The sequence below is a fragment of the Ochrobactrum soli genome (assembly GCF_003664555.1).
GTDB classification, from domain to species: domain Bacteria; phylum Pseudomonadota; class Alphaproteobacteria; order Rhizobiales; family Rhizobiaceae; genus Brucella; species Brucella teleogrylli.
Genome location: NZ_RCHH01000003.1, coordinates 675,478 through 698,538 on the forward strand (window position 1 = coordinate 675,478; position 23,061 = coordinate 698,538).

Here is a 23,061-nt window from a genome sequence, read left to right on the forward strand (position 1 = left end):
GCGTTTAGTGGCATCTCGGCGGCCAATAAAAAACCGGCCCAAAAGGCCGGTAACGAACCGCGGCCCTTTTTAGCGAATTCTTTAACGTGGCTGCAAGCCGGCCGGCCAAATCACCACGGAACACATTTTCCATATGCCTGTTGCGCAAGGTCGTCAATGCCACGATAGCGAGTTTTGAGGAAAAGCCTGCCTCGTTGGCTCACGATTGGGTTCGATTCCTGCGGAAAACCCCGTTTCTCCGGGCGTGAAGGGTTGGCATTGGGCCTTCGAGTGGTCAAAGGTCTTTTGAAGAATTGCTCAGACTATGGAGTACGAGGTCGATGGCGCTAAGAGATGCGGGAATTCTGGCGGATGCGGATATCGCTGCGCTGTTCGAAAGCGGTTTGCTGGCTTCGCCGCGCCCGCTGGATACCGACCAGATTCAGCCTGCGAGCCTCGATCTCCGCCTTGGCGCAAAGGCCTATCGCGTTCGCGCCTCCTTCATGCCGGGTCCCGGCACACCGGTTATAGATAAGCTGGAACGGCTCAAGCTGCACGAGATCGACCTGACCGCAGGCGCGGTTCTCGAAACCGGCTGCGTCTATATCGTGCCGCTCTTGGAAAGCCTTGCGCTGTCGCCCGAACTGTCGGCATCCGCCAATCCGAAAAGCTCGACTGGCCGTCTCGACATCTTCACCCGCGTGATTGCCGATGGCGCGCAGGAATTCGACAAGGTGCCTGCCGGTTACAACGGCCCGCTTTATCTGGAAGTCAGCCCGCGCACATTCCCCATTGTTGCGCGCACCGGCTCGCGCCTGTCGCAGATCCGTTTCCGCAAGGGCCGCGCCCAGCTCGATGAGGCGGAACTCGCCGCGCTGCATAATTCCGAGACGCTGGTGGCCGCTGAAATGCCGAACATCTCCGGCGGCGGCATTGCGCTTTCCGTCGATCTTTCCGGCGGCCCGGACAAGTTGATCGGCTATCGCGGCAAACATCACACGGGCGTTGTCGATGTGGACAAGCGCGCCGCCAATGATGTGCTCGATTTCTGGGAGCCTATCTATGATCGCGGCGCACGCGAACTCGTGCTTGACCCGGATGAATTCTATATCCTCGTCTCGCGAGAAGCCGTGCATGTGCCGCCGCTCTACGCCGCAGAGATGACGCCGTTCGATCCGCTGGTCGGTGAGTTCCGCGTTCACTATGCGGGCTTCTTCGATCCGGGCTTTGGTCACAGTGCGGCTGGCGGCACGGGCAGCCGCGCGGTTCTCGAAGTGCGCAGCCATGAAGTGCCCTTCATTCTGGAACATGGCCAGATCGTCGGACGCCTTGTCTATGAGCATATGCTGCACCGTCCGAAGGCGCTTTACGGCACCGATCTCGGCTCCAATTATCAGGCGCAGCAGTTGAAGCTTTCCAAGCATTTTCGTTGACTGTATGAGCCTGCTCCGCGCAGATAGATGAAGTGCGGAGGAAAGCGACGAACGTGGCCAACGGAACAGGACCGGAAACAAGCCGAAAACAGGATGCCCCGGCGGATGCGTCGCCGCGCAGGCTGTCGGTTGGCATTGTCGCGCTGCCGGGTTTTACGCTGACGGCGCTCAGCCTGTTTCTCGATCCCTTCCGCCTCGCTGCCGATGATCGTGACAAGAGCCGCCAGATCCGCTGCGCCTGGAAAATCTGCACGCTGTCGGGCGATCCGGTTGCGTCCAGTTCCGGCATGGTGATCGAGCCGACAGCTCCCATCGGCGAACTCGACGAATGCGATTATGTGGCGGTCGTTGGTGGGGTGCTTGCCCAGTATCGTCCGCGCCAGCAGGCATTGATCGATCTCATCAAGCGCGCCGACAAACGCGGCAAGACCGTGGTGGGGCTTTGCACCGCCGCTTTCCTGCTTGCCGAGGGCAGCTTGCTCGAAGACCGCAATTGCTGTGTGAACTGGTTCCACCGCGACGATTTTCTCGATCTGTTCGACGGCTATACCGCCGATACGACCAGCCTGTTTCACCGCAGCGGGCGGCACTATACCTGCGCGGGTGGATTGGGTGCAGCGTCGCTGGCGCTTTCCATCATCCAGAACGAAATTTCCGAGGAACTGGCGCGTAAAAGCGCATCGATCCTCATGATCCCTTACGAGCTGGTACGCTCCGAACAGCCAGCGCTTAGTTTCAATGGCGTGCGCTCGCCGATGATCCGCAAGGCCATCCGCATTTTCGAGGAAACGCTGGAAGACCCGGTGCCCATGATCGATGTGGCGCGCAGGCTCGGCATTTCGGTGCGGCAGATGGAGCGCGGCTTCCGGCTGGCGCTGGAACGCACAGCCTTCGAAGTGCGCGAAGAACTGCGCGTCAAGAAGGCAAAGGAACTGCTGGCCGAGACCGGATTATCGCTTCTGGAAGTGGCCGTCGCGAGTGGCTTTACCGATACGCGCAGCATGAACCGGTCCTTCTCGCGCCAGAAGCAGAAGGCTCCACGCGATTATCGTAAGCAAAGATAGATGCAGACGCTCAAAACTTGCGGATGTCATCATCTCCGCTTATGTCTTGCGCGATGAATCTGTCAGCATGGCGGAAAATTGAGACGCAGGAGATTTGCATGTCTGATGGTGTAAACCGTTTTCTTGGCGATACGCCTGCACGCATCATCGTCAAGCTGGTGCTGATTTCGCTGGTGGTTGGCGTGGTCATGAGCGCGTTCCACTGGACGCCCTACGATATTCTCTGGGGCATTCGCGATTTCTTCCTGCGCCTGTGGAATATGGGCTTCTCCGCCGTCGCCCGTTTCGCGGATTATCTCATTTTGGGCGCAGCCGTTGTCATCCCTGCCTTTATTTTGCTCCGTATCCTCAGCTATCGCAAATAGCAGATATTGGAAGCAGGGTTATACATTCGGACGATGCAGCAAAAACAAGGATTTATGCTTTCCCGGCGCGGCTTTCTGGTTCTCGCCGGGGGCGCGGTTTCGCTCTCCGTCTTGCCGTTCGGCGCAGCGGATGCAGCGACGAATGTGGTGAGCGCGGGTGATCCCACCGCGCTGTTCAACACCATCCGCAAGGCAAACGGCCTCTCGCTCATGGCGACCGATTCCAAGCTGGAACAGGCCGCGCTTTTTCAGGCGAAGCGCATGGCAAGCTATGGCAAGATCGGCCACAGCGTCGGCTGGGGCAATGGTTTTGTCGCGCGGTTGCGTCAGGCGGGCATTCGCGGTCCTGCGGCTGAAAATGTCGCCTCCGGCCAGCCCAATACCGAAGCCGTGTTCGACGCCTGGATGAAGTCGCCCGGCCATCGCAAAAACATGCTCGATCCCACCTTCAGCCATTATGGCCTGGCCTGGGCCACGCCGGAAAACAAACCCAATCGCATCTATTGGGCAATGATGCTGGGCCTCTGATCTCTAGAACTCCTGACATAAAGCTGTCAGGGGCTGCGACAATCTATGGGCCGAATTCTCTGTAGTTTCGAGCGATTCCAGAGTAGACGTTCTCGAATTACAGGTGTGAATTCGGGGATAGTGGTTATGGATCAGTCGCAGCGCGTTGGAAGCGTTACGAGGCCGTTCGATGTGACGCATCGCATGGTCATGCTGATCGCCATTCCCATGACGCTTGCCGCCATCACGACGCCGCTGCTGGGGCTCGTCGATATGGGCGTGGTCGGGCAGATGGGCAAGGCCGAACTGATCGGCGGGCTGGCCATCGGCGCGCTGGTGTTCGATTTCCTGCTGTCCATGTTCAATTTCCTGCGCTCCGGCACTACTGGTCTGGTGGCGCAGGCCATGGGTGCTGAAGATGCCGTCGAAGAACAGGCAATCTTCTGGCGCGCCATCATTATTGCGGTGATCGCGGGCGGCTTGATGATCCTCTGCCTGCCGCTCATTCTGGCCGCGGCCTCCAGCTTCATGCATCCGACAAGCGCGACACAGGAGGCCATGGCGACCTATGTGTCGATCCGTATGCTGGCCGCGCCGGTGGCGCTCATCAATTATTCGGTGCTGGGGCTGGTTCTCGGACGCGGACAGGGCCTGCTTGGCCTCGGCCTTCAGGTTCTGCTCAACGGCATCAATATCGTGCTCTGCATTATCCTCGGTCTGGAACTCGGCTGGGGCGTGACAGGCGTTGCCTGGGCCACGGTCACCGGCGAAACCGTCGCGGCGATTGTCGGCCTCTTTCTGGTGGTCCGGCATTTCCGCAAGGACGCGACCAAGCGCCCGAGCCGCCAGCGCATTTTCCAGAAGGAAGGCATTCTGCGCATGTTCGCGGTCAATCGCGATATCATGATCCGTTCCTTCCTGCTTCTGACCGCTTTCGCCTTCTTCACACGTGCGGGTTCCGATCTCGGGCCGGTGACGCTCGCAGCCAATGCCGTGCTGATGAATTTCTTCCTCGTGGCGGGCTTTTTCCTCGACGGCATGGCCGCCGCCGCTGAACAGATCGTCGGGCGGTCGATCGGTGCGCGCTACAGCCCGGCCTTTGTGCGCGGCACTAAGCTCACCTTTGTGTGGGGTCTGGTGATGGCCAGCATCATCGCCTTCGCGCTTTTGGTTTTCGGAGATCCAATCATCAGCCTCTTGTCCAAGGCTGAGGATGTGCACGCCGAGGCGCTCAAATATCTGCCATGGGCAGCACTCACCGGTATCACCGGGCTGCTCGCCTTTCATATGGACGGTGTCTATATCGGGGCTACATGGTCGCGCGACATGCGCAACATGATGTTCCTGTCGCTGGCCTTCTTTATGGCCGTGCTTTACGCGGCAAAGCCCGCGATGGGCAATCACGGGCTTTGGCTGGCGCTTAATCTGTTTCTGTCGATACGTGGCATCACGCTTCTGGCGATGCTGCCACGCCGCTATCGGCTGGAATTCACGAAATAATCACGCAGGCAACGGACGCGCTGCCCAGTCTTTTGTGTCGCGGTCGCGCAGTTCGGCAATATTGGCAACGCCTTCGCGTTTAACCGCTGCCGAAAGCCCGCGCAGAATGTCGCTTGGCAGACCGGGGCCGCGATAGATGAGGCCCGTATAAAGCTGTACCAGATCAGCCCCAGCCTTGATCTTGGTCAGGGCGGTTTCGGCGCTATCGATACCACCAACGCCGATCAGCGGCATGTCAGGCCCCACACGCTCGCGCATGCGGGCAAGAACCACGGTGGACCGTTCGAACAGCGGTGCGCCGGAAAGCCCGCCGGTTTCGTCGCGGTTTTCAGCACTTTTCAGCCCGGTACGCGACAGGGTGGTATTGGAAACGATGATGCCGTCCAGTTTCTGCTCGGTGGCCTCGGCGGCAATGTCGTCCAGTTCCTCATCGGCCAGATCAGGCGCGATCTTGAGGAACACCGGACGCTTCAGCGTGCACATGCTGCCTTCCTCGTTGCGCGCTTCCAGCACACGGCTCAAAAGCTCGCGCAGACTGTCGCGCGCCTGGAGATTGCGCAGGCCCGGCGTGTTGGGCGAGGAAATATTGACGGTGAAATAGCGCGCCAGCTGGTAGAAGCGGCGAATGCCCGCCACGTAATCGGCGATGCGATCTTCCGCATCCTTGTTGGCACCGATATTGACGCCGACAATGCCGCTCTTGCCTGCGCGCTGCGACAGGCGCTTGAAAGCCGCCTCGTGGCCTTCATTATTGAAGCCAAGGCGATTGATGACGGCCCTGTCATCCACAACACGGAAAATGCGCGGACGCGGATTGCCGCTTTGCGAGCGCGGCGTGATGGTGCCGATTTCGGTGAAGCCGAAGCCGAGCTTCAAAAGCGCATCCGGCACTTCGGCATTCTTGTCATAGCCAGCGGCCATGCCGAGCGGATTGGGAAACTGCAATCCCGCAACCTTGACCGACAAAGCGGGGTCGCTCGGTGCGCTGCAGCTTACGAGGCCGGTTTTCAGCCCGGCAATGGACAGGCCATGCGCCTGTTCTGCGTCGAAAGAGAAGAGGGCGCGTCGGCCGAGAGTTTCAAAAAGTCCGCTCATTCGTCTTTCAGCTCCGGGAAAATATGAAGTCCATTGTCGTCGAGCAGCAAGGGCTCGACAGCCACGACCGCATCAAGCGGCAGGTCCGCATAGAGATGAGGGAAAAGCGCACCACCGCGCGAGGCCTCATATTTAAGGTCTTCACCAAGACGGGTCGCGTCCACGCTCACAAGAACCAAGTTGTTCTGGTTCGCGAAATGCTTCGCAGCGGTTTCGCGCACCTGTGTTGCAGTAGAGAAATGGATATAGCCATCGGCAATATCAACCGGTGCGCCGGAAAAGCTTCCCGCCTTTTCCGCTTGCTCCCAGAGTTCGCGCGGGGCGATCTTGTAGATGATCTTGGTCATGGCTGTCCTCTAGACCGAAATTGTCAGAAAATCAAAGACCGTGATGTTCGATTTTCGTCGCAAAGCTCCCATATGATGACAGGAAGCCAAAGGGAGATCGGATTATGTCGAACAAAAACACCTTTTTCGCCGCACGTCCCGTCATGCGCGGTCTGGCGGCGGTGGCTCTGGTCGCACCGGTTCTGGCTGCATCCGGGGCGGTGGCGCAGGAAAATGGCCGCTATCGTCTGGAACAGACTGAAACCGGCTATGTGCGCCTTGATAGCAAGACCGGCGCGATTTCGGTTTGCACCGAACAGTCGCAGGGCCAGATGATCTGCAAGATGGCCACGGAAGACCGCGAGGCTTATGAGAATGATCTGGCGGATTTGCAGGGCCGCGTGAAGGTGCTGGAAGACCGGCTGGCGGCCATCGATCAGAAGGGCGGCGGCAATACCGCTTCGGGCCTGCCGAGCGAACAGGAGTTCGAACAATCCATGAGCTATATGGAACGCTTCATGCGCCGCTTCATGGACATTGCCAAGAGCTTCGACAGCGAGCCGGAAAAGCCCGCCGAGACGACACCAACACCGCCCGGCGGACGGACGTGATCGCTCGTGGATAATAAAAAAGGCGCCAAATGGCGCCTTTTCTGTTTCTGTCGTTACGCCGCGTAGCGCTTGGTCGCTTCGATCAGCTCATGAACGATGCCCGGCTCGGTCACGGCGTGGCCGCTATCCTCGACGATCTTGAGGTCGGCTTCCGGCCACAGCTTCTTCAGCTGCCATGCATTGATGAAGGGCGTGCAGATGTCGTAGCGGCCATGCACGATGACGCCCGGAATATGCCGGATGCGTTCGACATTGCGCAAAAGCTGGTCGTCGGAATCGAGGAAGCCGCGATTCTGGAAATAGTGGCACTCGATGCGCGCAAAGGCGATTGCATATTCATCCGCTCCGAAGGCATCAACGCGGGATGGGTCCGGCAGAAGCGAAATGATTGAGCCTTCCCAGCGCGCCCAGCGACGGGCGGCTTCCAGCTGAACTTTCGGATCGCGGTCCGTCAGGCGCTTGTAATAGGCGGCAATCATATCGCCGCGCTCGGCTTCGGGAATATGCTCCTGAAAGGCTTCGAAGTGATCTGGAAAAATGATGCTGGCACCGTTGGTATATGTCCAGTCGATTTCGAACCGGCGCAGCATGAAGATGCCACGCAGCACCATTTCCGACACGCGTTCCGGGTGCGTTTCAGCATAAGCGAGGCCGAGCGTCGAACCCCAGGAGCCACCGAAAATCTGCCATTTGTCGATGCCGAGATGGGCGCGGATATGCTCCATATCGGCGACCAGATCCCAGGTGGTGTTTTCACGCAATTCGGCGTGCGGCGTGGACCGACCGCAACCGCGCTGGTCGAACAGGATGATGCGATAACGCTCCGGATCGTGCAGGCGACGCATGGCTGGCGTGATGCCACCGCCGGGGCCGCCATGAATCATGATCACCGGCTTGCCGTCCGGGTTGCCGCACTGCTCGACATGGATGCGATGCAGCGGGGACACCTGCAGCATCTCTTCCTTGAAGGGTTCAATCTCGGGATAAAGCATATTGCGCGTCATGAAAGGCCTTCTGGTTCCCACCCTCTGCTTCACGTGCCTGGCGGGGCCTGTGTTTCAATTTCCGGCGCAACCCTACCACAGAATGCGGCCAGATGGCGGCAATGAGAAATGCGAAAACACGTTAGCAACGTGATTTTTGGTTGCTCCGCATAAAAATAGGCATAAAAACTTGTTTGGTAGCATTGGATGCACCGCACGGGGAGGAACCACTTGAAATTGGCGCGCGAGGCACATGCACTTTATCATCGCTGACGATCACCCGCTTTTTCGCGGCGCATTGAGACAGGTTCTGTCGGGACAATCCGAAAACGTCGAGATTGTCGAAGTTGGCGATTTCGATGCCGTCAGGAAACTGGTTGCCGAACGCGACGATATCGACCTTCTGCTGCTCGATCTGACCATGCCCGGTGGTGCAGGCCTGTCAGGGCTGGTTGCGCTGAAGGCGCTCCAACCGGCTTTGCCGGTGGTGATCGTATCGGCCACGGATGACGCCGCCACCATCCATCATGCGGTGGAGCTTGGCGCATCGGGCTTCATCTCCAAATCTGCCAGCATGGAAACCATCGGCGAGGCGGTTCGCGCCGTGCTTGCAGGCGATATCTGGACGCCGGAAGGCATCGATCTCGATCACCCGAAGGATCCGGAAATCGAGGGGCTGATTGCGCGCCTGCGCACGCTCACACCGCAGCAGACCCGCGTGCTGACCATGCTCGCCGAGGGTCTTCTCAACAAGCAGATCGCGTATGAGCTGAGCGTGTCGGAAGCGACCGTCAAGGCGCATGTCTCGGCCGTGTTGCAGAAGCTTGGCGTCGATAGCCGCACTCAGGCTGTCATCTTGCTGTCGCGCATCGGCAGTGACGTTATCAGCACATGATATGATTATTGCGCAGCCGTCTGTGACGGGCTGCCGTCCTGTCGCGCATGATAAAAATGCGACAGCAATGAGCGCAACGCCGCCGGGCGAAGCGGCTTGTTCAACAAGGTGATGTTTTCATCCTCGGCGCGCTGGCGCACTTCCTTGGAACGGTCGGCGGTCAGCAAGATGGCGGGTATTTCCGTCTCGAAATGCTCCCGCGTGAAGCCGATCATGTCGATGCCGTTTTCATGGATCAAATGATAATCGGCGACGATGACATCCGGCGCGGTGCTGCGATTGGCGCAAAAGGCTTTCAGCGCCGCGCCGTTGCGCAGCGTGGTCACGTTGCAGCCCCAGCCCGAAAGAAGCGTTTCCATGCCGGACAGAATGTCGGCATCATTGTCGATGCACAGCACATCGAGGCCTGTCAGTTCCAGCGCGCGCGCATGGCCACGACGGCTTCTGGTTTCCTCTACCGGCACCGGCTCGTTTGAAACCGGAATGCGCAGGGTGAATGTTGTGCCCTTGCCCTGCACCGAGCGCACCGACAGCGGAAATTCCAGCAGCCGGGCGATGCGGTCGACGATGGACAGGCCAAGTCCCAGCCCTTCCGCCTCGCGCATACCTTCATCAAGGCGGGTGAATTCGCGGAAGACGAGCTTCAGCTTGTGCTGCGCAATGCCGATGCCGGTGTCCAGCACCTGCAATTCGACAAAAGCGCCCCGCCGCCGGACGCCAAGCAGCATGCCGCCGCTGCGGCTATATTTGATCGAATTGGAAACGAGATTCTGGATCAGGCGGCGCAGCATGTTGCGGTCGGTTTTCACCACGATGCTCGACGGCACCACGCGCAGTTTCAGCGCCTTCTTGCGCGCCAGCGGCGTGAAATCCGTGGCGATCTGGCTCAGCAACCTGTCCAGCCGGAACACCGAGACTTCCGGTTTCAGCGCGCCTGTGTCGAGGCGCGAAATATCCAGCACCATGCCCAGAATGGCTTCCACCGCCTCCAGCGAGGAATCGATGTTGCGGGCAAATTCGCTGGTTTCCGAACGCCCAAGTTTCTCCGACAGCGCGGTGGAATAGAGGCGCGCGGCGTTGAGCGGTTGCAGAATGTCGTGGCCCGCGGCGGCGAGAAAGCGCGTCTTGCCGAGATTGGCCTCTTCGGCAGCGGCCTGCGCCCGCGCCAGTTCCTTGTTCACATGGGTCAGTTCCGCCGTGCGGTCGGCCACGCGCTGTTCCAGCATTTCGGCGGCCTTCTGGCGCATCAGATCGGCTTCGACGGCGGCGGTGATGTCGGTATAGGTCGCGACGATACCGCCATCCGGCATCGGATTGGACTGGATTTCCAGCGTCTTGGCCGTCGATTTCATCTTCAGGCGCGCGGGCTTGCGGCTGGCCGTCAGCGAATGGATGATGCTGTTGCGCGCATTGAAGGCGATGTCTTCGCGGCGGATCAGATGCTCGACGATTTCCGAGACCGGGATACCGACCTGCATCACCTCGTCAGGCAGGTTGAGCAGGGTGCGGAACTGGCGGTTCCAGAAGGCCAGCCGAAAATCCTTGTCGAAAACCGTAATGCCCTGTTCCATCTGGTCGAGCGCGATCTGCAACAGGTCGCGATTTTGTTGCAGGGCGGCGGAAGCGTCATCGAGAAGCTGGCGCGCATCACGCCCTGAAGCATCGTTGCGTTGCAGAAGCAGCGACAGAACGAGCCGTGCCGAAGCGGTGCCAACCGCCGTGCCAAGCAATTGTTCGGCATGGCGGATCAGGGGCGTGTCAACGGTCATGCCCGGATCGAGCCTGCGCTGTTCATGCCCTTCGAACCGCAGGAAGGCGCGCTCGACACGTTCGGAGCCGAGATAGCGCGCCATGGTGGCTTTCAGTTCCGCCACGGTGACGGTGGTGCGGAACCGTCGGAGCGTCGGCGTCGCGATGAAATAGCGCGGCAGGAAGATGCTGGCCTGAATGCGCTCCAGCGGCGTCGAGGCGCGCGAGAGCGAACCCAGAATATAGAACAGCGTGTTGGCGGTGAGGCTCCAGATCACGCCATTGGTCAGCGGCAGCGCATCGGTGCCAAACAGCGCTTCCGGGCGCAACGCGGTGAAACCCAGAAAGCCGTCGCGCAAAATGGCGGCATCTTCCGGCGCCATGGTGGGCAGCAACAGCGTATAGGCCCATACGAGAAAGCCCGCCGACAGCCCCATCATTGCGCCGCGCCCATTGGCATTGCGCCAGAACAAACCGCCGATAAAGGCCGGAACGAATTGCGCAATCGCCGCAAACGATACGAAGCCGATAGAGGCAAGGTGAATATTGTTGGACGTGAAGCGATAATAGGCGAAGGCGAGCGCCAGAATGGCGATGATCGTCACACGCCTTGTATTGAGAATGACCTTTGTCAGGTCGGGCTGTTCAGCCGGGTGACGCTTGGCCATGCTGCGGATGAAAAGCGGCAGCACGAGATGGTTGGAAATCATGATCGACAGCGCCACGCAGGCGACGATCACCATCGCCGTTGCAGCGGACAGACCGCCAAGGAAGGCGATGAGCGCCATCCAGTGCGCTTCGGCGGCAAGCGGCAGCGCCAGCACGTAAAGATCGCCACTGACCGTGGTGCCAAGCGTCATCACGCCGATCAGGGCAATCGGAAACACGAAGATATTGATCAGCACCAAATAGACCGGGAACAGCCAGGATGCGGTGCGTAATTCCTTTTCGCTGCGGCTTTCGACGACCGTAACGTGGAACTGGCGCGGCAGCATGATGATGGCCGCAGCACTCAAGGCGGTTTGTATGATCCAGGTGCCGATGGAGGTCTGGTAGTGGAAGGCTTTCAGCGCATCGGTGGACTGGGAAATCTGGTCGATGAGCTGCGAGGGCGAGCCGAACAGGAAGAACGTGCAGGCGAGCCCCACGGTGAGAAATGCGCAAAGTTTGATGACGGATTCCACCGCAATGGCGAGGATCAACCCGTTCTGGTGTTCGGTCGCATCGGTGTGGCGCGTGCCAAACAGGATCGCGAAGACGGCGAGCACAGCGGCAACCGCCAGCGAAATATCGCCGAAGATGAAGGCAGGCGGCGCGACGGCGCGGCCATAATGGTCCATCACCAGCCCGACGCTGCCCGCAACTGCTTTCAGCTGCAAGGCGATATAGGGGATCGACCCTACGGCGGCGATACAGGTGGCGAGAGATGCCACGCCAAAACTTTTGCCATACCGCGCCGCCAGAAAATCGGCGATGGAGGTGATGCGCTCCGCCTTGGCCAGCCGCACGATATGGCGCAGTAGCCGGTTGCCGAGCGTGAACACCAGGATCGGCCCGATATAGATTCCGAGAAATTCCAGCCCGCGCTGTGCGGACAGGCCGACAGAGCCGAAGAAGGTCCAGGACGTACAATAGACCGCAAGGCTCAGCGCATAGACATAGGGACGCGGCGCACTGTTCCAGCGTGAGGCTCTGCGGTCGCCGATACTGGCAACAGCAAAAAGCAGCAGCAGGTACAGGAAGGCAGCGCCGATGATTCCCCAGCCTTGCATAGGCGGCTTTATTCCTCTTCAGTTTATCCAAGTCTGTCTGACGCAAGCACTTTCATGTCCTGCGTGCAAGAATATTGATGAAAAAGCGGATGTTTTACCCGTCGATATCCGCGTTTATCTTTTCTTTGAAGTTTTTCGAATACAAACTAAGCGAAATACAGTTTGATAGAACCGTTCTTCGAGCCTCCCCCTGTCAGGAGCGGTCCTATCGTTCACCGTCGGAGCGATCTGACGCCATATTAATTGACGAACGCACCGCAGCAACGACGGCCCGGTTATGTGGAATGCAATCGTGAGGGAGACTGACGAATGTTGAAAGAATTCAGGGAATTCGCTCTCAAGGGCAATATGGTCGATCTGGCCATCGGTGTGATTATCGGCGGCGCCTTCGGTGGCCTCGTCAATTCCATCGTCAACGATATCATCATGCCGATCATCGGTCTGATCACCGGCGGTATCGATTTCTCGAACATGTTCATCCAGCTTGCCGGCGAGCCGAAGTCCACGCTTGCCGCCGCCCGTGAAGCCGGTGCAACCGTTGCTTACGGTAACTTCGTGACCCTGCTGATCAATTTCCTGATTATCGCCTGGGTGCTGTTCCTTGTCGTCAAGGGCATGAACCGCATGAAGAAGAAGGAAGAAGCAAAGCCTGAGCCGGAAGCTCCGCGCGAGGAAGTGCTGCTGACCGAAATCCGCGATCTTCTTGCCAAGAAGGCCTGATCGGGATTTTTTCTTTGCGTTACAAGACGGAGCCTGCAAGGGCTCCGTTTTTGTTTTGGCATTCATCAATACCGATGATCGGATCATCACAAAATGCCGAGTGATTTTGTGCTCGCGTCTTGCTAAGGCCGATAGACATAGAGCAAGTAGCGCAGGATCATCATGACACTTTTAGCCAGTCTCCGCCGTGAAGCAGCGCAAGCGCCAGAAAGCGGCATTGTCGCCGTTGCCAATCATGGCAGGGGCCGCGAAGGGCTCATTCCGTTATGGGTGGGCGAAGGCGATCTGCCGACGCCGGATTTCATCCGCGATGCGGCGCAGAAAAGCATTACCGACGGCGAGACCTTCTATACATGGCAGGCCGGTATTCCCGAACTGCGCGAGGCGCTGGCCCGTTACCATGCGCGTCATTTCCCGCTGGCCTTGAAGCCTGAGAATTTCTACGTCACCGGCTCGGGCATGCACGCCATCGAAATGGCGCTGACGGCGACGGTCGGTGCGGGCGAGGAAGCGATCTATCTGTCGCCGGCCTGGCCGAATTTCGTCGGCGCGGCTGGTCTTGCAGGTGCGGTGCCCGTCGCGGTGGAACTGGAATTCGGCGCGAATGGCTGGGTGCTCGACCCGGAGAAGGTCGCCGCCGCCATCACGCCCCGCACCCGCGCGCTGTTCATCAACACGCCGTCCAACCCGACCGGATGGACCGCCGACCGTGAGACGCTGCGTTACATCCTTGATCTGGCGCGCAAGCACGGGCTCTGGATCATCGCCGACGAGATCTATACGCATTTCTATTATGGCGGCGGTCACGCCCCGTCTTTTATGGAAATCATGGAGCCCGACGACCGCATCATCTTCGTCAATTCCTTCTCCAAGAACTGGGCGATGACCGGCTGGCGCGTGGGCTGGATGACGGTGCATCCATCCGTCGGTCCGGTGATCGAAAACATGATCCAGTATTCGAACTCCGGCGTGGCGCCATTCATGCAGCGCGGCGCGGTGGCCGCGCTCGATCAGGGTGAACCCTTTATCGCCATGCAGGTGGAGCGTGCCCGCGCCACCCGCGACAGGCTTTGCTCGACCTTGCAGGCAACCGGCAAGGTGCGCCTGGCCCCGCCGGAAGGCGCGTTCTATCTGTTCTTCGGCGTTGAAGGCGTGACGGATTCGGTCAAGGCGGCCATCGATATTATCGACCGGGCCAATGTGGGCCTTGCACCGGGCAGCGCCTTTGGGCAAGGCGGCGAGGCGTTCTTCCGCCTTTGTTTCGGTCGCGCCCCGCATCAGATTGATGAGGCCGCAGCCCGCCTCGTGAAATGGATTGAGCGACTTTAATCTAAAACAAAGGCCGGTGAAAACCGGCCTTCTTCATTCAGCTGTATACGAGAATCTTATCCGCCCGCCTTGGACACCATCAGCGGCACGACGCGGTCGGAACTGGCTGTCTGCGGGGCATTGGTTTCGGCAAAGGGAATGCCAAGCGTGTTCCAGACTTCCAGCAGAGCATCTTTCAGCCCGTCGATCAGCGCATCGTCATGCAGCGGCGACGGCGTGATGCGCAGGCGTTCGGTGCCGCGCGGCACAGTCGGATAGTTGATCGGCTGGATATAGATGCCGTGGACATCGAGCAGCCGGTCGCTGGCCTTCTTGCACAGTTCCGGATCGCCGACCAGCACGGGCACGATATGCGTGTCCGACGGCATGACCGGCAGGCCCGCTGCCGACAGCACATCCTTGGCCTGCTGCGCTTGACGCTGCTGGCCGTCGCGTTCGATCTGCGAGGTTTTGAGATGGCGGATCGAAGCCGTTGCAGCCGCTGCCACCGATGGCGGAAGCGCGGTCGTGAAGATGAAGCCCGGCGCATAGGAACGCACGGCATCGATAATGGCGCGTGAGCCGGTGATATAGCCGCCCAGCGCGCCGAAAGCCTTGGCGAGCGTGCCTTCGATGATGTCGATGCGGTGCGCCAGACCATCACGGTCGGTGATGCCGCCGCCGCGCTTGCCGTACATGCCAACCGCATGAACTTCATCAATATAGGTCATGGCGTTATACTTGTCGGCCAGATCGGCGATCTTCTCGATCGGTGCAATATCGCCATCCATCGAATAGACGGATTCAAACACGATCAGCTTTGCGCGCGCCGGATCGGCGGCCTTCAAAAGCTGTTCCAGATGCTCGACGTCGTTATGACGGAAAATCTTCTTCTCCGCGCCCGAGCGGCGCACGCCTTCGATCATCGAGGCATGGTTCAGCTCGTCGGACAGGATCAGGCAGTTCGGCAGCAGGCGCGCAATGGTCGAAATCGAGGCTTCGTTGGAAATGAAGCCGGAGGTGAAGACGAGACCGGCCTCCTTGCCGTGCAGGTCGGCCAGTTCGGCTTCCAGCTCGACCAGCGGATGGTTGTTGCCGGAAATGTTGCGCGTGCCGCCTGCGCCGGAACCGGCATTGCTTGCGGTGTCGCACATGGCCTTGATCACATCGGGATGGTGTCCCATGCCGAGATAATCATTGGAACACCAAACGGTGATTTCACGGGCCGTGCCATTGTTCCGCCAGATCGCGCGGGGGAAACGTCCGACGATGCGTTCCAGGTCGGCGAAAACGCGGTAACGCTTCTCTGCGTGCAACTGATCAATCGCGTCTTCGAAAAACCGGCGATAATCCATCATGCGCTCCTTAGAGGGCAGCGCGTCCTTCAGGGCGCACAAAACTCGCTCTAACTATTTGATTCGACGCACCGTGTTTCCGAAAAATCGCTCCCGATTTTTAGGCCGATGCGCTTGTCTTTGCCTTAACTAGCGCTTTTGGCCGTTAAGGTCCATGGCGTGGTCGCGGGCAATTTGCCACGTTTTATTGAAGCAGCATTGATCAGGATCAAGCAAATGCAGCCAGAAGGGCAAAATGGCTGAGACGTTCATTCACGCATTCGTATCGTCGCATCACACAGCGTGATTCTTGCTGACATGGAATTGCCTGGAATGAATAGCGATATAGTGTTTATTAGCGCTTCCTGAAAGACATCCCCCGTATGAAGTCGGTTTTGCCGCCAATGCACTATCCAGCGTCAAAAGAAACGGATTGGGCCGCCTATTGGCGCGCCTCGTCGGCCCAGCGGTTCAAGCTGCGCTGGCGTCATGCGCGGCTGTCGGTGCCCAAAAAGCGCGGCAAGGCCAATTTGATCGCCTCGGCTGGAAGTTTCGCGGCCCTGCTGCCGAATGATCTGCCGCTGATTTGCGTGGTGCGCAATGCTGGCGCCTATCTGAATTCGTTCCTGCGCTATTATCGTGCGCTGGGCGTCACGCGTTTCATCGTCGTGGACGACAAGTCGGATGACGGCACGGCCGAAATTCTCGCCAATGCCGCCGATGTCGATCTGTTCGTTTCTGACGTGCGCTATGCTGAGGCGGATCGCGGGCGCGCCTGGCGCGATGCGCTGTTCAATATTTACGGTCGCCGCCGCTGGTATCTCTCGGTGGATGCCGACGAGTTCTTCGTCTTCCCGCGTATGGAACAGCGCAGCTTGCGCGATTTCATCGGGGAACTGGAAGCACATGGTATCCGGCGTTGCCTCGCGCCGATGATCGACATGTATCCAGCCGGTCTTTTGCGCGATGGCGTTTTTGTCGATGACGGAACGAAATATCCTTTCGAAGTGTCGTCGCATTTCGACGGCGACGGCTATACGGTCAAGCAGGAGCGTTTCGGCGTTGCCGTGCGCGGTGGGCCGCGGCAGCGCCTGTTCGGGCGCAGCATGCGCCTGTCCAAGTTTCCGCTGATCTGGGTGGACCGCAAGACCGATTATCGCCGCGGCAGCATTCACGGGCCGGGCCCTTGCTTCCGCAATTATCTGCCGGTCACCGGGGCGCTTTTGCACTATCGTTTTTCGTCGCGCTCGGTCGAGGAGTTTCAACGGATCGCGAAAGAGGGCGGCCATGCAGGCGGCTCGGAACACTACAAGGCCATCGTCGGCAACGAGCGGTTTTCCGACGACCTGTCGCTGGTCTATTCCGGCTCGGTTCACTATACGGGACCGGAATGTCTGGTCGAACGCGGCTTCATGGTGGATTTGCAAAACCTGACGAAGCCGCCCCGCATGGAGCGGGCCAAGGCAAGCTGAAACCGGTTATGTTTCGGCTCAGGACAGGGCGATCTTCCGCAGGAATTGCAGCCATATATCGTTACGCCGGATCGTCAGGCGCGGAATGCCGAACGGGTCGTCGGTGGCTTTTGCGCGGCGCTTTTCCGTGGTGGTGGCGTATTTATACCCGGCCTGCGCGACGATCTCGCGTGTTCTCGCAGTCTCGCCGCCATAGGGATAGGCGAATGATATGACTTCCTGACCAAGCAAGTCCTCGATCTTTTCGCGAGACTGCCGGATCTGCACTTCAGCATCCGTATCGTTTGCGGTGCTCAGATTGATGTGATCGAGCGTATGTGACCCGACTTCGTGACCGAGGGCCGCCCATTCCCGCATTTCGGCGACGCCCATGCAATCGGCCCGCGCCACGCCGATTTTCTGATCCCAGAGATTGAAGCCACCGATCTGGTTCGCGACGAAATAATTCGTGGCGGTAAAGCCATGTTCCTGCAAGATAGGCAGAGCATTGCGGAAGACATTGTCAAACCCATCATCGAAGGTGATGACCGCGACTTTCCCCTCTTTGCCACCATAGATATAGGGCAGCGCATCCTTCAGCGACAATCCCTGATAGCCGAGGCGCTTGAGCCAGGCCATCTGGTTGCCAAAACGGTCGGGATGCACGGTCATGCTGCGAAAAGGCGCCTTGTGCCGGGGCGGAACATCGATCTGGTGATAAAGAAGAATTGGGACGGACACGATAATCCTCGATCTTGTATGTTCAGTCGGTCGCGCGAAATATTGTTTTGTCGCTAAATCTTTAAAAATAAATAATTAAATCAGTTTTTTCCTGAATGGAATTGCTAACTCTTGCGAGAACGATTTTTGATCTTCCAGCGATAAAGCGGTCGCAGGATTTCCCGCTTCAGCTTATCGGGCAGGGATCGGGATTTCTGGATGGTGCTGCCGCCCAGACGCACCGACACCTCGCGCACGCCGCCGGGCAGGACGGAAAGCGGCTTCAGTCCCGTCACCCAGTTCATCTGCGCCGTGGTGTCGACCGGCCGGTCGAAAGTTTCGGTCGCGGCCAGCAGCCGTCTCGCCGCGTCGCGCCCGACAAGCTGGGCGACCATGCCGAGGCCGACCGGTACGGGCAGGATCACGCGCACGCCATCGATATTCAGCACTTCGCGGCCTGTTTCCCGCTCGCGGAAAGGAAAGCGGATGAAGCTGTCATGGTCGACAAGCTGCAACGCGGCCTGAAAAGCGGCGGCAAATTCCGGCGTCAGCTCCACGTCATCTTCCAGCACAAAACCGGCGTCGATCTTCTGATCGACGATGGCCTGCCATGCCTTGCGATGCGACAGAAAGCAGGCAATCTCGTTGGTGCTGAGGGGGAAGGGGTAGTGGGGCTTGTGCACCGAGCGGCGATAAACGCGCTGGATCGTTTCTCCATCAAGCACACGCCCGTCAATGGCGTCTATCACCTCGGCCCGCATGGGCAGGCTTTCGATGAGCTGCGCCACCTGCGGCTGGCGATCGCTCGCCCGCTTCAGATGGATGATGAAGGCCTTCACGGCCCTTTTCGGGCCGTCTGGTTTTTGTTGCGTGGCGGGCTTTTGCGATCCGCTTTGCGCTGGAGAGTCATGACGCGTTTCGTTCATGGTCTCTATGTAGCGTGGAGCCGATGAAAAAGCTTCAGGATTTTTGCCGGAAAGGAGCGGCGATCAGACCGGCTTCCAGCCCGGTTCCACAAGGTCGGCTTCGGCGCGCCACAGATCGGCATAATCGACATTCTGCCAGTCTTTGAACCAGGGACCGCCGCTGGTGTAATGCACGACTTTCGGCAGGCCGTGTTCGGGCTTTTCGTTCCAGCCTTCAAGCCAGTTATACTCGGTCGGCAAGGCGCCGATTTCATCATCGGCAGCCCATTGCATGCGATGCAGAAAAGCGCCTGTTTCGCGGTTGACCAGTTCCGGCGTCAGCTGCTGCGTCGAAGGATGCCCGCAATTGAACAACATGCAGGACGACCAGTTCTTGCGCGGATAGGTGGTCTGCACCTTGCCATCCATCTTGACGCTGTCTTTCGGCTGATAGTCGTGCTGCACGCAGTAAACCGCCTTCGACGGGTCGTTATAGGCCTGCAGCCCGGCAATATCGCCGAGAAACAGGAAGTCGCAATCGCAAAACAGCGCCCAGCCCTTGTAGCCGGCAAGCCAGGGCGTGAAGAACCGCGAATAGGTGAATTCCGTGGAGGCCAGCGGGTCGATGTCACGCGTATAGACGCCCTGATCGACCAGATCCTGCAACTTGATCGGTACGATCTCCAGCGGAATGGAAGAATGTTTCAGCGCCGAGGCCCTGGCGACTTCATAGGCGATCGGTTCGCGGGAGTCCCAGCCAATAAAAATGCGTAACGGTTCAGTCATTCAAATACTCCTTTTAACGAGATTTGTGGCGAAGGCCCGAGCAGGTCGGGCTATTCGATGATGCTGATGCGCCCGGAAGCCACTTGTCTTTCGACCCAGCTGCGCTCGTCGCCCCATGCGTGGCGTTTCCAGCCTTCCCAGGTGAAACCGCACAGCTTCACGTCCCAGCTTTCGGCGGGGCATTTGCCCAGCATGTGCCAGATGCCGAAAAAGCCGGTGCTGGGAAAAACTTTGCTCAGCTGCTCCTCGCTGACGCCCAGTTCCTTGCAGCCAGCCATGTAGAACTGCGGCGGCATGATGCGGATTTCCTTGCCCGCAGCGCCCACGACTTCGATGGTTTCGGCGGTCCAGTCGGAACGACGCCCCTTGAGACGCGACAGGATATTCGGCTTGGGGTGATAAAGACGCATGATGCTCGGGTGATAGGCGAGCATGACTTCCTTCGCGGCCCGGAAGGTCGGGGTTTGCACGAAGCCCGGATCGCGCAGGCGGCGCTGCATCGGCTTGCTGGAGGTGGCCAGTATCAGGAGGTCGGTCCGCGTGCCGCTCATGCCGATCGATTGCTTGGGCTCGTTGAAACGCACCACGAAATCTGCAGCATCAACCTCGCGCGACAGGTCGCGGGGTAAAGGGGCATTACCGACTATAATGAGAGTTTTCTTCATTTTTACCGGCGGGAATCGACTTGAAAGACGTTCTGCTTCCCGTCTAACCGGAATTTTTATATTTTAAAAGCATTAGCTAATTTAGATAAAAAGAATGTTGGCTGATTTGCAGGATTTCCCCAATCACAATGCAGCCATGCAGTATCTGCACTTCTCAAACGCGTTTGAAAGGCGGAAGCTCATTTTTGGGAGGAAGATAAAAACAAGGGGATACCGCCATGAGCCTTCCAATCAATCTTCGTACCCAATTCAATCGCTGGATGCAGTATTGCGAAAACCTGCGCGAGCTTGAAAGCTGCAGCGACCGCGAACTGAGCGATCTCGGCCTCAGCCGCAACGACATCCGCCGCGTGGCGCGCGAAGCCGCTTACGCCGCAGCCTGACAATGCGGGCAAAAGGAGCCCATCGCGTTCGGCATGAAACCGGACGCGGGCTCCAGTCGCGGTGGAATGTTAGCCGTTAAACATCTCCAGGCTTCTTGAAGCGGACGTGAATATCGTCGCCCGCAAGATCGAAACCGGCATAGTTGCGCTGGAAGGCGATCAAGGCGTCATTGACGCCCTTGGAATAATCGTCGTCCTGCACTTCGATATGGTGCCGGTAGAGGATCCTGTCGCCTTTGTAGAATATAACCTGACCTTCCATCATAGCCTCCTTCTCAGCTGATAAGCATCAAGACGGAACGCCGCCGGATGGCGCGTAAAGTCGGTGTATCTATTTGAGATAGGCGACGACCCGCGCGCTTCAAGGGGTTTTTGACGTTCCACCGCTTGCAAGTGTCAGCCAGGCCCGCGCCGCATGGGACAGAAACGCGCCTTTGCGCCAGATCAGAGCCATGTTCCAGTTCATGTCCGCATCGGTGATTTTCTGAATGCGGACGCCGGAATGATGGCGTTGCTCGGCGATCATCAGGGGCAGGAAGCCGACGCCCATGCCCGCTGCCACCAGCTCGACGATGAAATCGATCTGACTGGAACGCACCGCGACATTGGGGGCAAAGCCATGCTGCTGGCAGGCATCGAGGATGATATGATTGAGTGCAAAGCCGCTTTCAAAAAGAATGAAAGGCAAGCCTGCGATCTGGTCCAGCGTCACGCCGTCGCCTTTGGCGGCCTCATGGGTCGCGGGCAGCAGGGCGACGACCGGCTCGCAGCGTACATCCTGCCACTCGAAACTGTCCTCAACAGGCAGAAGCGAGGCGGCAAGCTCGACATCACCCGCCAGCAACAGCTCTTCCAGGCGGCGGCTGCCATGCTCGACCAGCTGAATGTCGATATCCGGGTGAAGCTTGGTATAGGCGGCGAAAACCGGCGCAAACAGCACGCTGGAGCCGATGGGCGGCAGGCCGAGGCGCAGCAGACCGCGTTTCAGGCCGCGCAATTCGCCCAGTTCCGCCAGCATATCGTCTTTCTCGGCCAGCATGGCGATAGATCGGCGATAGACGATTTCGCCCGCAGCCGTCAGGCGGGGCGGGGAAGCGTCGCGGTCGAGAAGGGCAAGGCCCAGCTCTTCCTCCAGCTGCTTCACTGCCTTGCTGACGGTGGACTGGGTCGCGTGAATGGCTCTGGCCGCGGCGGAAAACCCGCCCTGCCGCACCACCTCCACAAATGCCTGAAAGCTCCTCAAGTTCATGAGCTATTCTATATCGGAATAGCTGCAATGAAATCAATTCATTTCTAGAATAAGCCATGACGGCCTATATTGTTGTTCACAAGAGACCGAATTCAAACGGGTCAACGCCCGGGAAGAAGCCAATGAACGCCTCCAAAAATGCCCGTACTCTCGCCGTCCGCTTCCGCTATGCGCTGCACCACAGCCGCATGATGCAGATTGCGACGCTGGTCGGCTTCTGGCTGGCGGGTGAAGCTTTCGTCCGCGTGGTTGGCCTGCCCCTGCCGGGTGGCATCATCGGCATGGCGCTGGTGTTGGCGCTTTTGTTGAGCGGGCGCGTCAGCCTGTTCAGCATGAAGCGCGGCGCGGAATGGTTTCTGGCGGAAATGCTGCTGTTCTTCGTGCCCGCCGTTCTGGCGATCCTTGAGCATCGCGAACTGATCGGTGTGCTTGGCCTCAAGATCATGGCCGTCATCCTGCTCGGCACGCTGACGGTGATGAGCGTCACCGCATTGACGGTAGACCTCTGCTATCGCTGGAGCCTCCGTTATGCTGCCAAGTAACCCCTTCGTGGCAACGCTGTTCTGGTCGGCGGCCACGATCCTGCTTTATCTCGCGGCCAAGCGCGTTTATCGCCGCTTTCCCCTATGGTGGCTGACGCCTTTGGCCGTCACGCCGCTTCTGCTGATGGGGCTGGTTGTCGCGCTTGATGAAAACTATCGCGGCTATTTCGGCGCCACCCACTGGCTGGTGGCGCTGCTCGGCCCTGCAACGGTTGCCTTCGCCATTCCCATCTATCAGCAGCGCGCGACCATCCGCCGGTACTGGCCGGTTTTGCTGGCTGGTGTGCTGGTCGGCAGTTCATCGGCCATGGCTTCGGCCTGGGGGCTGGCGCATCTGCTGGGCTTGAACGAGGCGATCAGCCTCAGCCTGATGCCGCGTTCGATGAGCACGCCGTTCGCCATGACGGTTTCGGGCGACATTGGCGGCACGCCGGACCTGACTGCCATCTTCGTGGTGCTGACCGGTGTTTTCGGCGCGGCGCTTGGCGAAGTGATGCTCAACTGGCTGCCGCTGCGCTCCGCACTGGCGCGCGGCGCACTGTTCGGCATGGGAGCGCATGGCGCCGGTGTGGCAAAGGCCCACCAGATCGGCAGCGAGGAAGGTTCCATCGCCGGTCTCGTCATGGTGCTGGTTGGACTGGTGAATGTACTGGCTGCGCCGATGATTGCACATTTCCTCTAAATCGCTGATTATAAATATAAATCTTCCTTCAGAAGCG

General features: G+C 59.0%; 24 protein-coding genes and 1 riboswitch. Of the genes, 13 read left to right on the top strand and 11 right to left on the bottom strand.

Going from position 1 to position 23,061, the window contains the following annotated elements:
- Positions 1-47: 47 nt before the first annotated feature.
- Positions 48-127, bottom strand: a riboswitch (SAM riboswitch).
- Positions 128-320: 193 nt separating this feature from the next.
- The 5 genes from D8666_RS08555 to D8666_RS08575 all read left to right on the top strand — a co-directional run bounded on the left by D8666_RS08555 (position 321) and on the right by D8666_RS08575 (position 4,848).
- Positions 321-1,412 carry a 2'-deoxycytidine 5'-triphosphate deaminase gene (locus tag D8666_RS08555; RefSeq protein ID WP_121537244.1) on the top strand — a complete coding sequence of 364 codons (1,092 nt, stop codon included), beginning with the start codon at positions 321-323 and terminating at the stop codon, positions 1,410-1,412.
- Between the two features lie 53 nt (positions 1,413-1,465).
- A complete protein-coding gene (locus D8666_RS08560) occupies positions 1,466-2,476 on the top strand; it encodes a GlxA family transcriptional regulator (protein WP_109368348.1) in 1,011 nt (336 codons plus the stop codon).
- Positions 2,477-2,574: 98 nt separating this feature from the next.
- Positions 2,575-2,841 (top strand): DUF6460 domain-containing protein, encoded by a 267-nt coding sequence (locus D8666_RS08565; RefSeq protein ID WP_078338112.1) that lies wholly within the window; start codon positions 2,575-2,577, stop codon positions 2,839-2,841.
- 33 nt (positions 2,842-2,874) lie between these two features.
- On the top strand, positions 2,875-3,369 hold the full coding sequence (locus D8666_RS08570; RefSeq protein ID WP_109368349.1) for a CAP domain-containing protein: 495 nt from the start codon (positions 2,875-2,877) through the stop codon (positions 3,367-3,369).
- Positions 3,370-3,495: 126 nt separating this feature from the next.
- Positions 3,496-4,848 carry an MATE family efflux transporter gene (locus D8666_RS08575; RefSeq protein WP_121537246.1) on the top strand — a complete coding sequence of 451 codons (1,353 nt, stop codon included), beginning with the start codon at positions 3,496-3,498 and terminating at the stop codon, positions 4,846-4,848.
- Here the strand turns inward: D8666_RS08575 and D8666_RS08580 are convergent, their stop codons facing one another.
- On the bottom strand, positions 4,849-5,943 hold the full coding sequence (locus D8666_RS08580) for a quinone-dependent dihydroorotate dehydrogenase (protein ID WP_121537248.1): 1,095 nt from the start codon (positions 5,941-5,943) through the stop codon (positions 4,849-4,851).
- Positions 5,940-6,290 (bottom strand): DUF952 domain-containing protein, encoded by a 351-nt coding sequence (locus D8666_RS08585; protein WP_121537250.1) that lies wholly within the window; start codon positions 6,288-6,290, stop codon positions 5,940-5,942. The genes D8666_RS08580 and D8666_RS08585 overlap by 4 nt, the downstream gene beginning before the upstream one ends.
- A 104-nt stretch (positions 6,291-6,394) precedes the next feature.
- Between D8666_RS08585 and D8666_RS08590 the strand changes: the two genes are divergently transcribed.
- Positions 6,395-6,880: a hypothetical protein gene (locus D8666_RS08590; RefSeq protein WP_109368353.1), complete on the top strand. Its 486-nt coding sequence runs from the start codon at positions 6,395-6,397 to the stop codon at positions 6,878-6,880.
- Between the two features lie 53 nt (positions 6,881-6,933).
- Here D8666_RS08590 and pip read toward each other — a convergent pair whose 3' ends face one another.
- Positions 6,934-7,884, bottom strand: a complete 951-nt coding sequence (gene pip, locus D8666_RS08595) for a prolyl aminopeptidase (RefSeq protein ID WP_109368354.1) — start codon at positions 7,882-7,884, stop codon at positions 6,934-6,936.
- Positions 7,885-8,116: 232 nt separating this feature from the next.
- Between pip and D8666_RS08600 the strand changes: the two genes are divergently transcribed.
- Entirely contained in the window at positions 8,117-8,758 is a 642-nt protein-coding gene (locus D8666_RS08600) for a response regulator transcription factor (protein ID WP_109368355.1), read from the top strand.
- A gap of 5 nt (positions 8,759-8,763) precedes the next feature.
- Here the strand turns inward: D8666_RS08600 and D8666_RS08605 are convergent, their stop codons facing one another.
- Positions 8,764-12,279, bottom strand: a complete 3,516-nt coding sequence (locus tag D8666_RS08605) for a hybrid sensor histidine kinase/response regulator (protein ID WP_121537252.1) — start codon at positions 12,277-12,279, stop codon at positions 8,764-8,766.
- A 309-nt stretch (positions 12,280-12,588) separates the two neighbouring features.
- Between D8666_RS08605 and mscL the strand changes: the two genes are divergently transcribed.
- Together mscL and D8666_RS08615 are read left to right on the top strand one after the other, a co-directional pair.
- The gene (gene mscL, locus D8666_RS08610) at positions 12,589-12,999 is read left to right on the top strand and encodes a large conductance mechanosensitive channel protein MscL (RefSeq protein ID WP_109368357.1); all 411 of its coding nucleotides are present in this window, start codon (positions 12,589-12,591) and stop codon (positions 12,997-12,999) included.
- A gap of 162 nt (positions 13,000-13,161) precedes the next feature.
- The gene (locus D8666_RS08615; protein WP_121537254.1) at positions 13,162-14,328 is read left to right on the top strand and encodes a pyridoxal phosphate-dependent aminotransferase; all 1,167 of its coding nucleotides are present in this window, start codon (positions 13,162-13,164) and stop codon (positions 14,326-14,328) included.
- Between the two features lie 56 nt (positions 14,329-14,384).
- Here the strand turns inward: D8666_RS08615 and hemA are convergent, their stop codons facing one another.
- Complete coding sequence (hemA, locus tag D8666_RS08620) at positions 14,385-15,662, bottom strand: 5-aminolevulinate synthase (RefSeq protein WP_121537256.1); 1,278 nt, start codon at positions 15,660-15,662, stop codon at positions 14,385-14,387.
- 383 nt (positions 15,663-16,045) lie between these two features.
- Here hemA and D8666_RS08625 point away from each other — a divergent pair, with 383 nt between their 5' ends.
- Positions 16,046-17,113 (top strand): glycosyltransferase family 2 protein, encoded by a 1,068-nt coding sequence (locus D8666_RS08625; RefSeq protein WP_235858906.1) that lies wholly within the window; start codon positions 16,046-16,048, stop codon positions 17,111-17,113.
- An 18-nt stretch (positions 17,114-17,131) separates the two neighbouring features.
- Here the strand turns inward: D8666_RS08625 and D8666_RS08630 are convergent, their stop codons facing one another.
- The 4 genes from D8666_RS08630 to D8666_RS08645 form a co-directional block, all read right to left on the bottom strand.
- Complete coding sequence (locus D8666_RS08630; RefSeq protein ID WP_109368361.1) at positions 17,132-17,833, bottom strand: polysaccharide deacetylase family protein; 702 nt, start codon at positions 17,831-17,833, stop codon at positions 17,132-17,134.
- A 104-nt stretch (positions 17,834-17,937) separates the two neighbouring features.
- Complete coding sequence (locus D8666_RS08635) at positions 17,938-18,738, bottom strand: glycosyltransferase family 25 protein (RefSeq protein WP_121537260.1); 801 nt, start codon at positions 18,736-18,738, stop codon at positions 17,938-17,940.
- Positions 18,739-18,801: 63 nt separating this feature from the next.
- Positions 18,802-19,503, bottom strand: coding sequence for a glycosyltransferase (locus tag D8666_RS08640; RefSeq protein WP_121537262.1), 702 nt, complete (start codon positions 19,501-19,503; stop codon positions 18,802-18,804).
- 50 nt (positions 19,504-19,553) lie between these two features.
- The gene (locus tag D8666_RS08645) at positions 19,554-20,168 is read right to left on the bottom strand and encodes a glycosyltransferase family 29 protein (protein ID WP_109368364.1); all 615 of its coding nucleotides are present in this window, start codon (positions 20,166-20,168) and stop codon (positions 19,554-19,556) included.
- Between the two features lie 218 nt (positions 20,169-20,386).
- On the opposite strand from D8666_RS08645, the gene D8666_RS24190 reads away from it, so the two are divergent.
- Positions 20,387-20,551: a DUF1127 domain-containing protein gene (locus tag D8666_RS24190; protein ID WP_210261360.1), complete on the top strand. Its 165-nt coding sequence runs from the start codon at positions 20,387-20,389 to the stop codon at positions 20,549-20,551.
- A gap of 76 nt (positions 20,552-20,627) precedes the next feature.
- On the opposite strand, the gene D8666_RS08655 is transcribed toward D8666_RS24190, so the two are convergent.
- On the bottom strand, positions 20,628-20,813 hold the full coding sequence (locus D8666_RS08655) for a hypothetical protein (RefSeq protein ID WP_109370167.1): 186 nt from the start codon (positions 20,811-20,813) through the stop codon (positions 20,628-20,630).
- 99 nt (positions 20,814-20,912) lie between these two features.
- Positions 20,913-21,800, bottom strand: coding sequence for a LysR family transcriptional regulator (locus D8666_RS08660; RefSeq protein WP_109368365.1), 888 nt, complete (start codon positions 21,798-21,800; stop codon positions 20,913-20,915).
- Between the two features lie 122 nt (positions 21,801-21,922).
- Between D8666_RS08660 and D8666_RS08665 the strand changes: the two genes are divergently transcribed.
- Together D8666_RS08665 and D8666_RS08670 are read left to right on the top strand one after the other, a co-directional pair.
- On the top strand, positions 21,923-22,342 hold the full coding sequence (locus D8666_RS08665; protein WP_109368366.1) for a CidA/LrgA family protein: 420 nt from the start codon (positions 21,923-21,925) through the stop codon (positions 22,340-22,342).
- Entirely contained in the window at positions 22,329-23,024 is a 696-nt protein-coding gene (locus D8666_RS08670; RefSeq protein ID WP_109368367.1) for an LrgB family protein, read from the top strand. The genes D8666_RS08665 and D8666_RS08670 overlap by 14 nt, the downstream gene beginning before the upstream one ends.
- Positions 23,025-23,061: the final 37 nt, after the last annotated feature.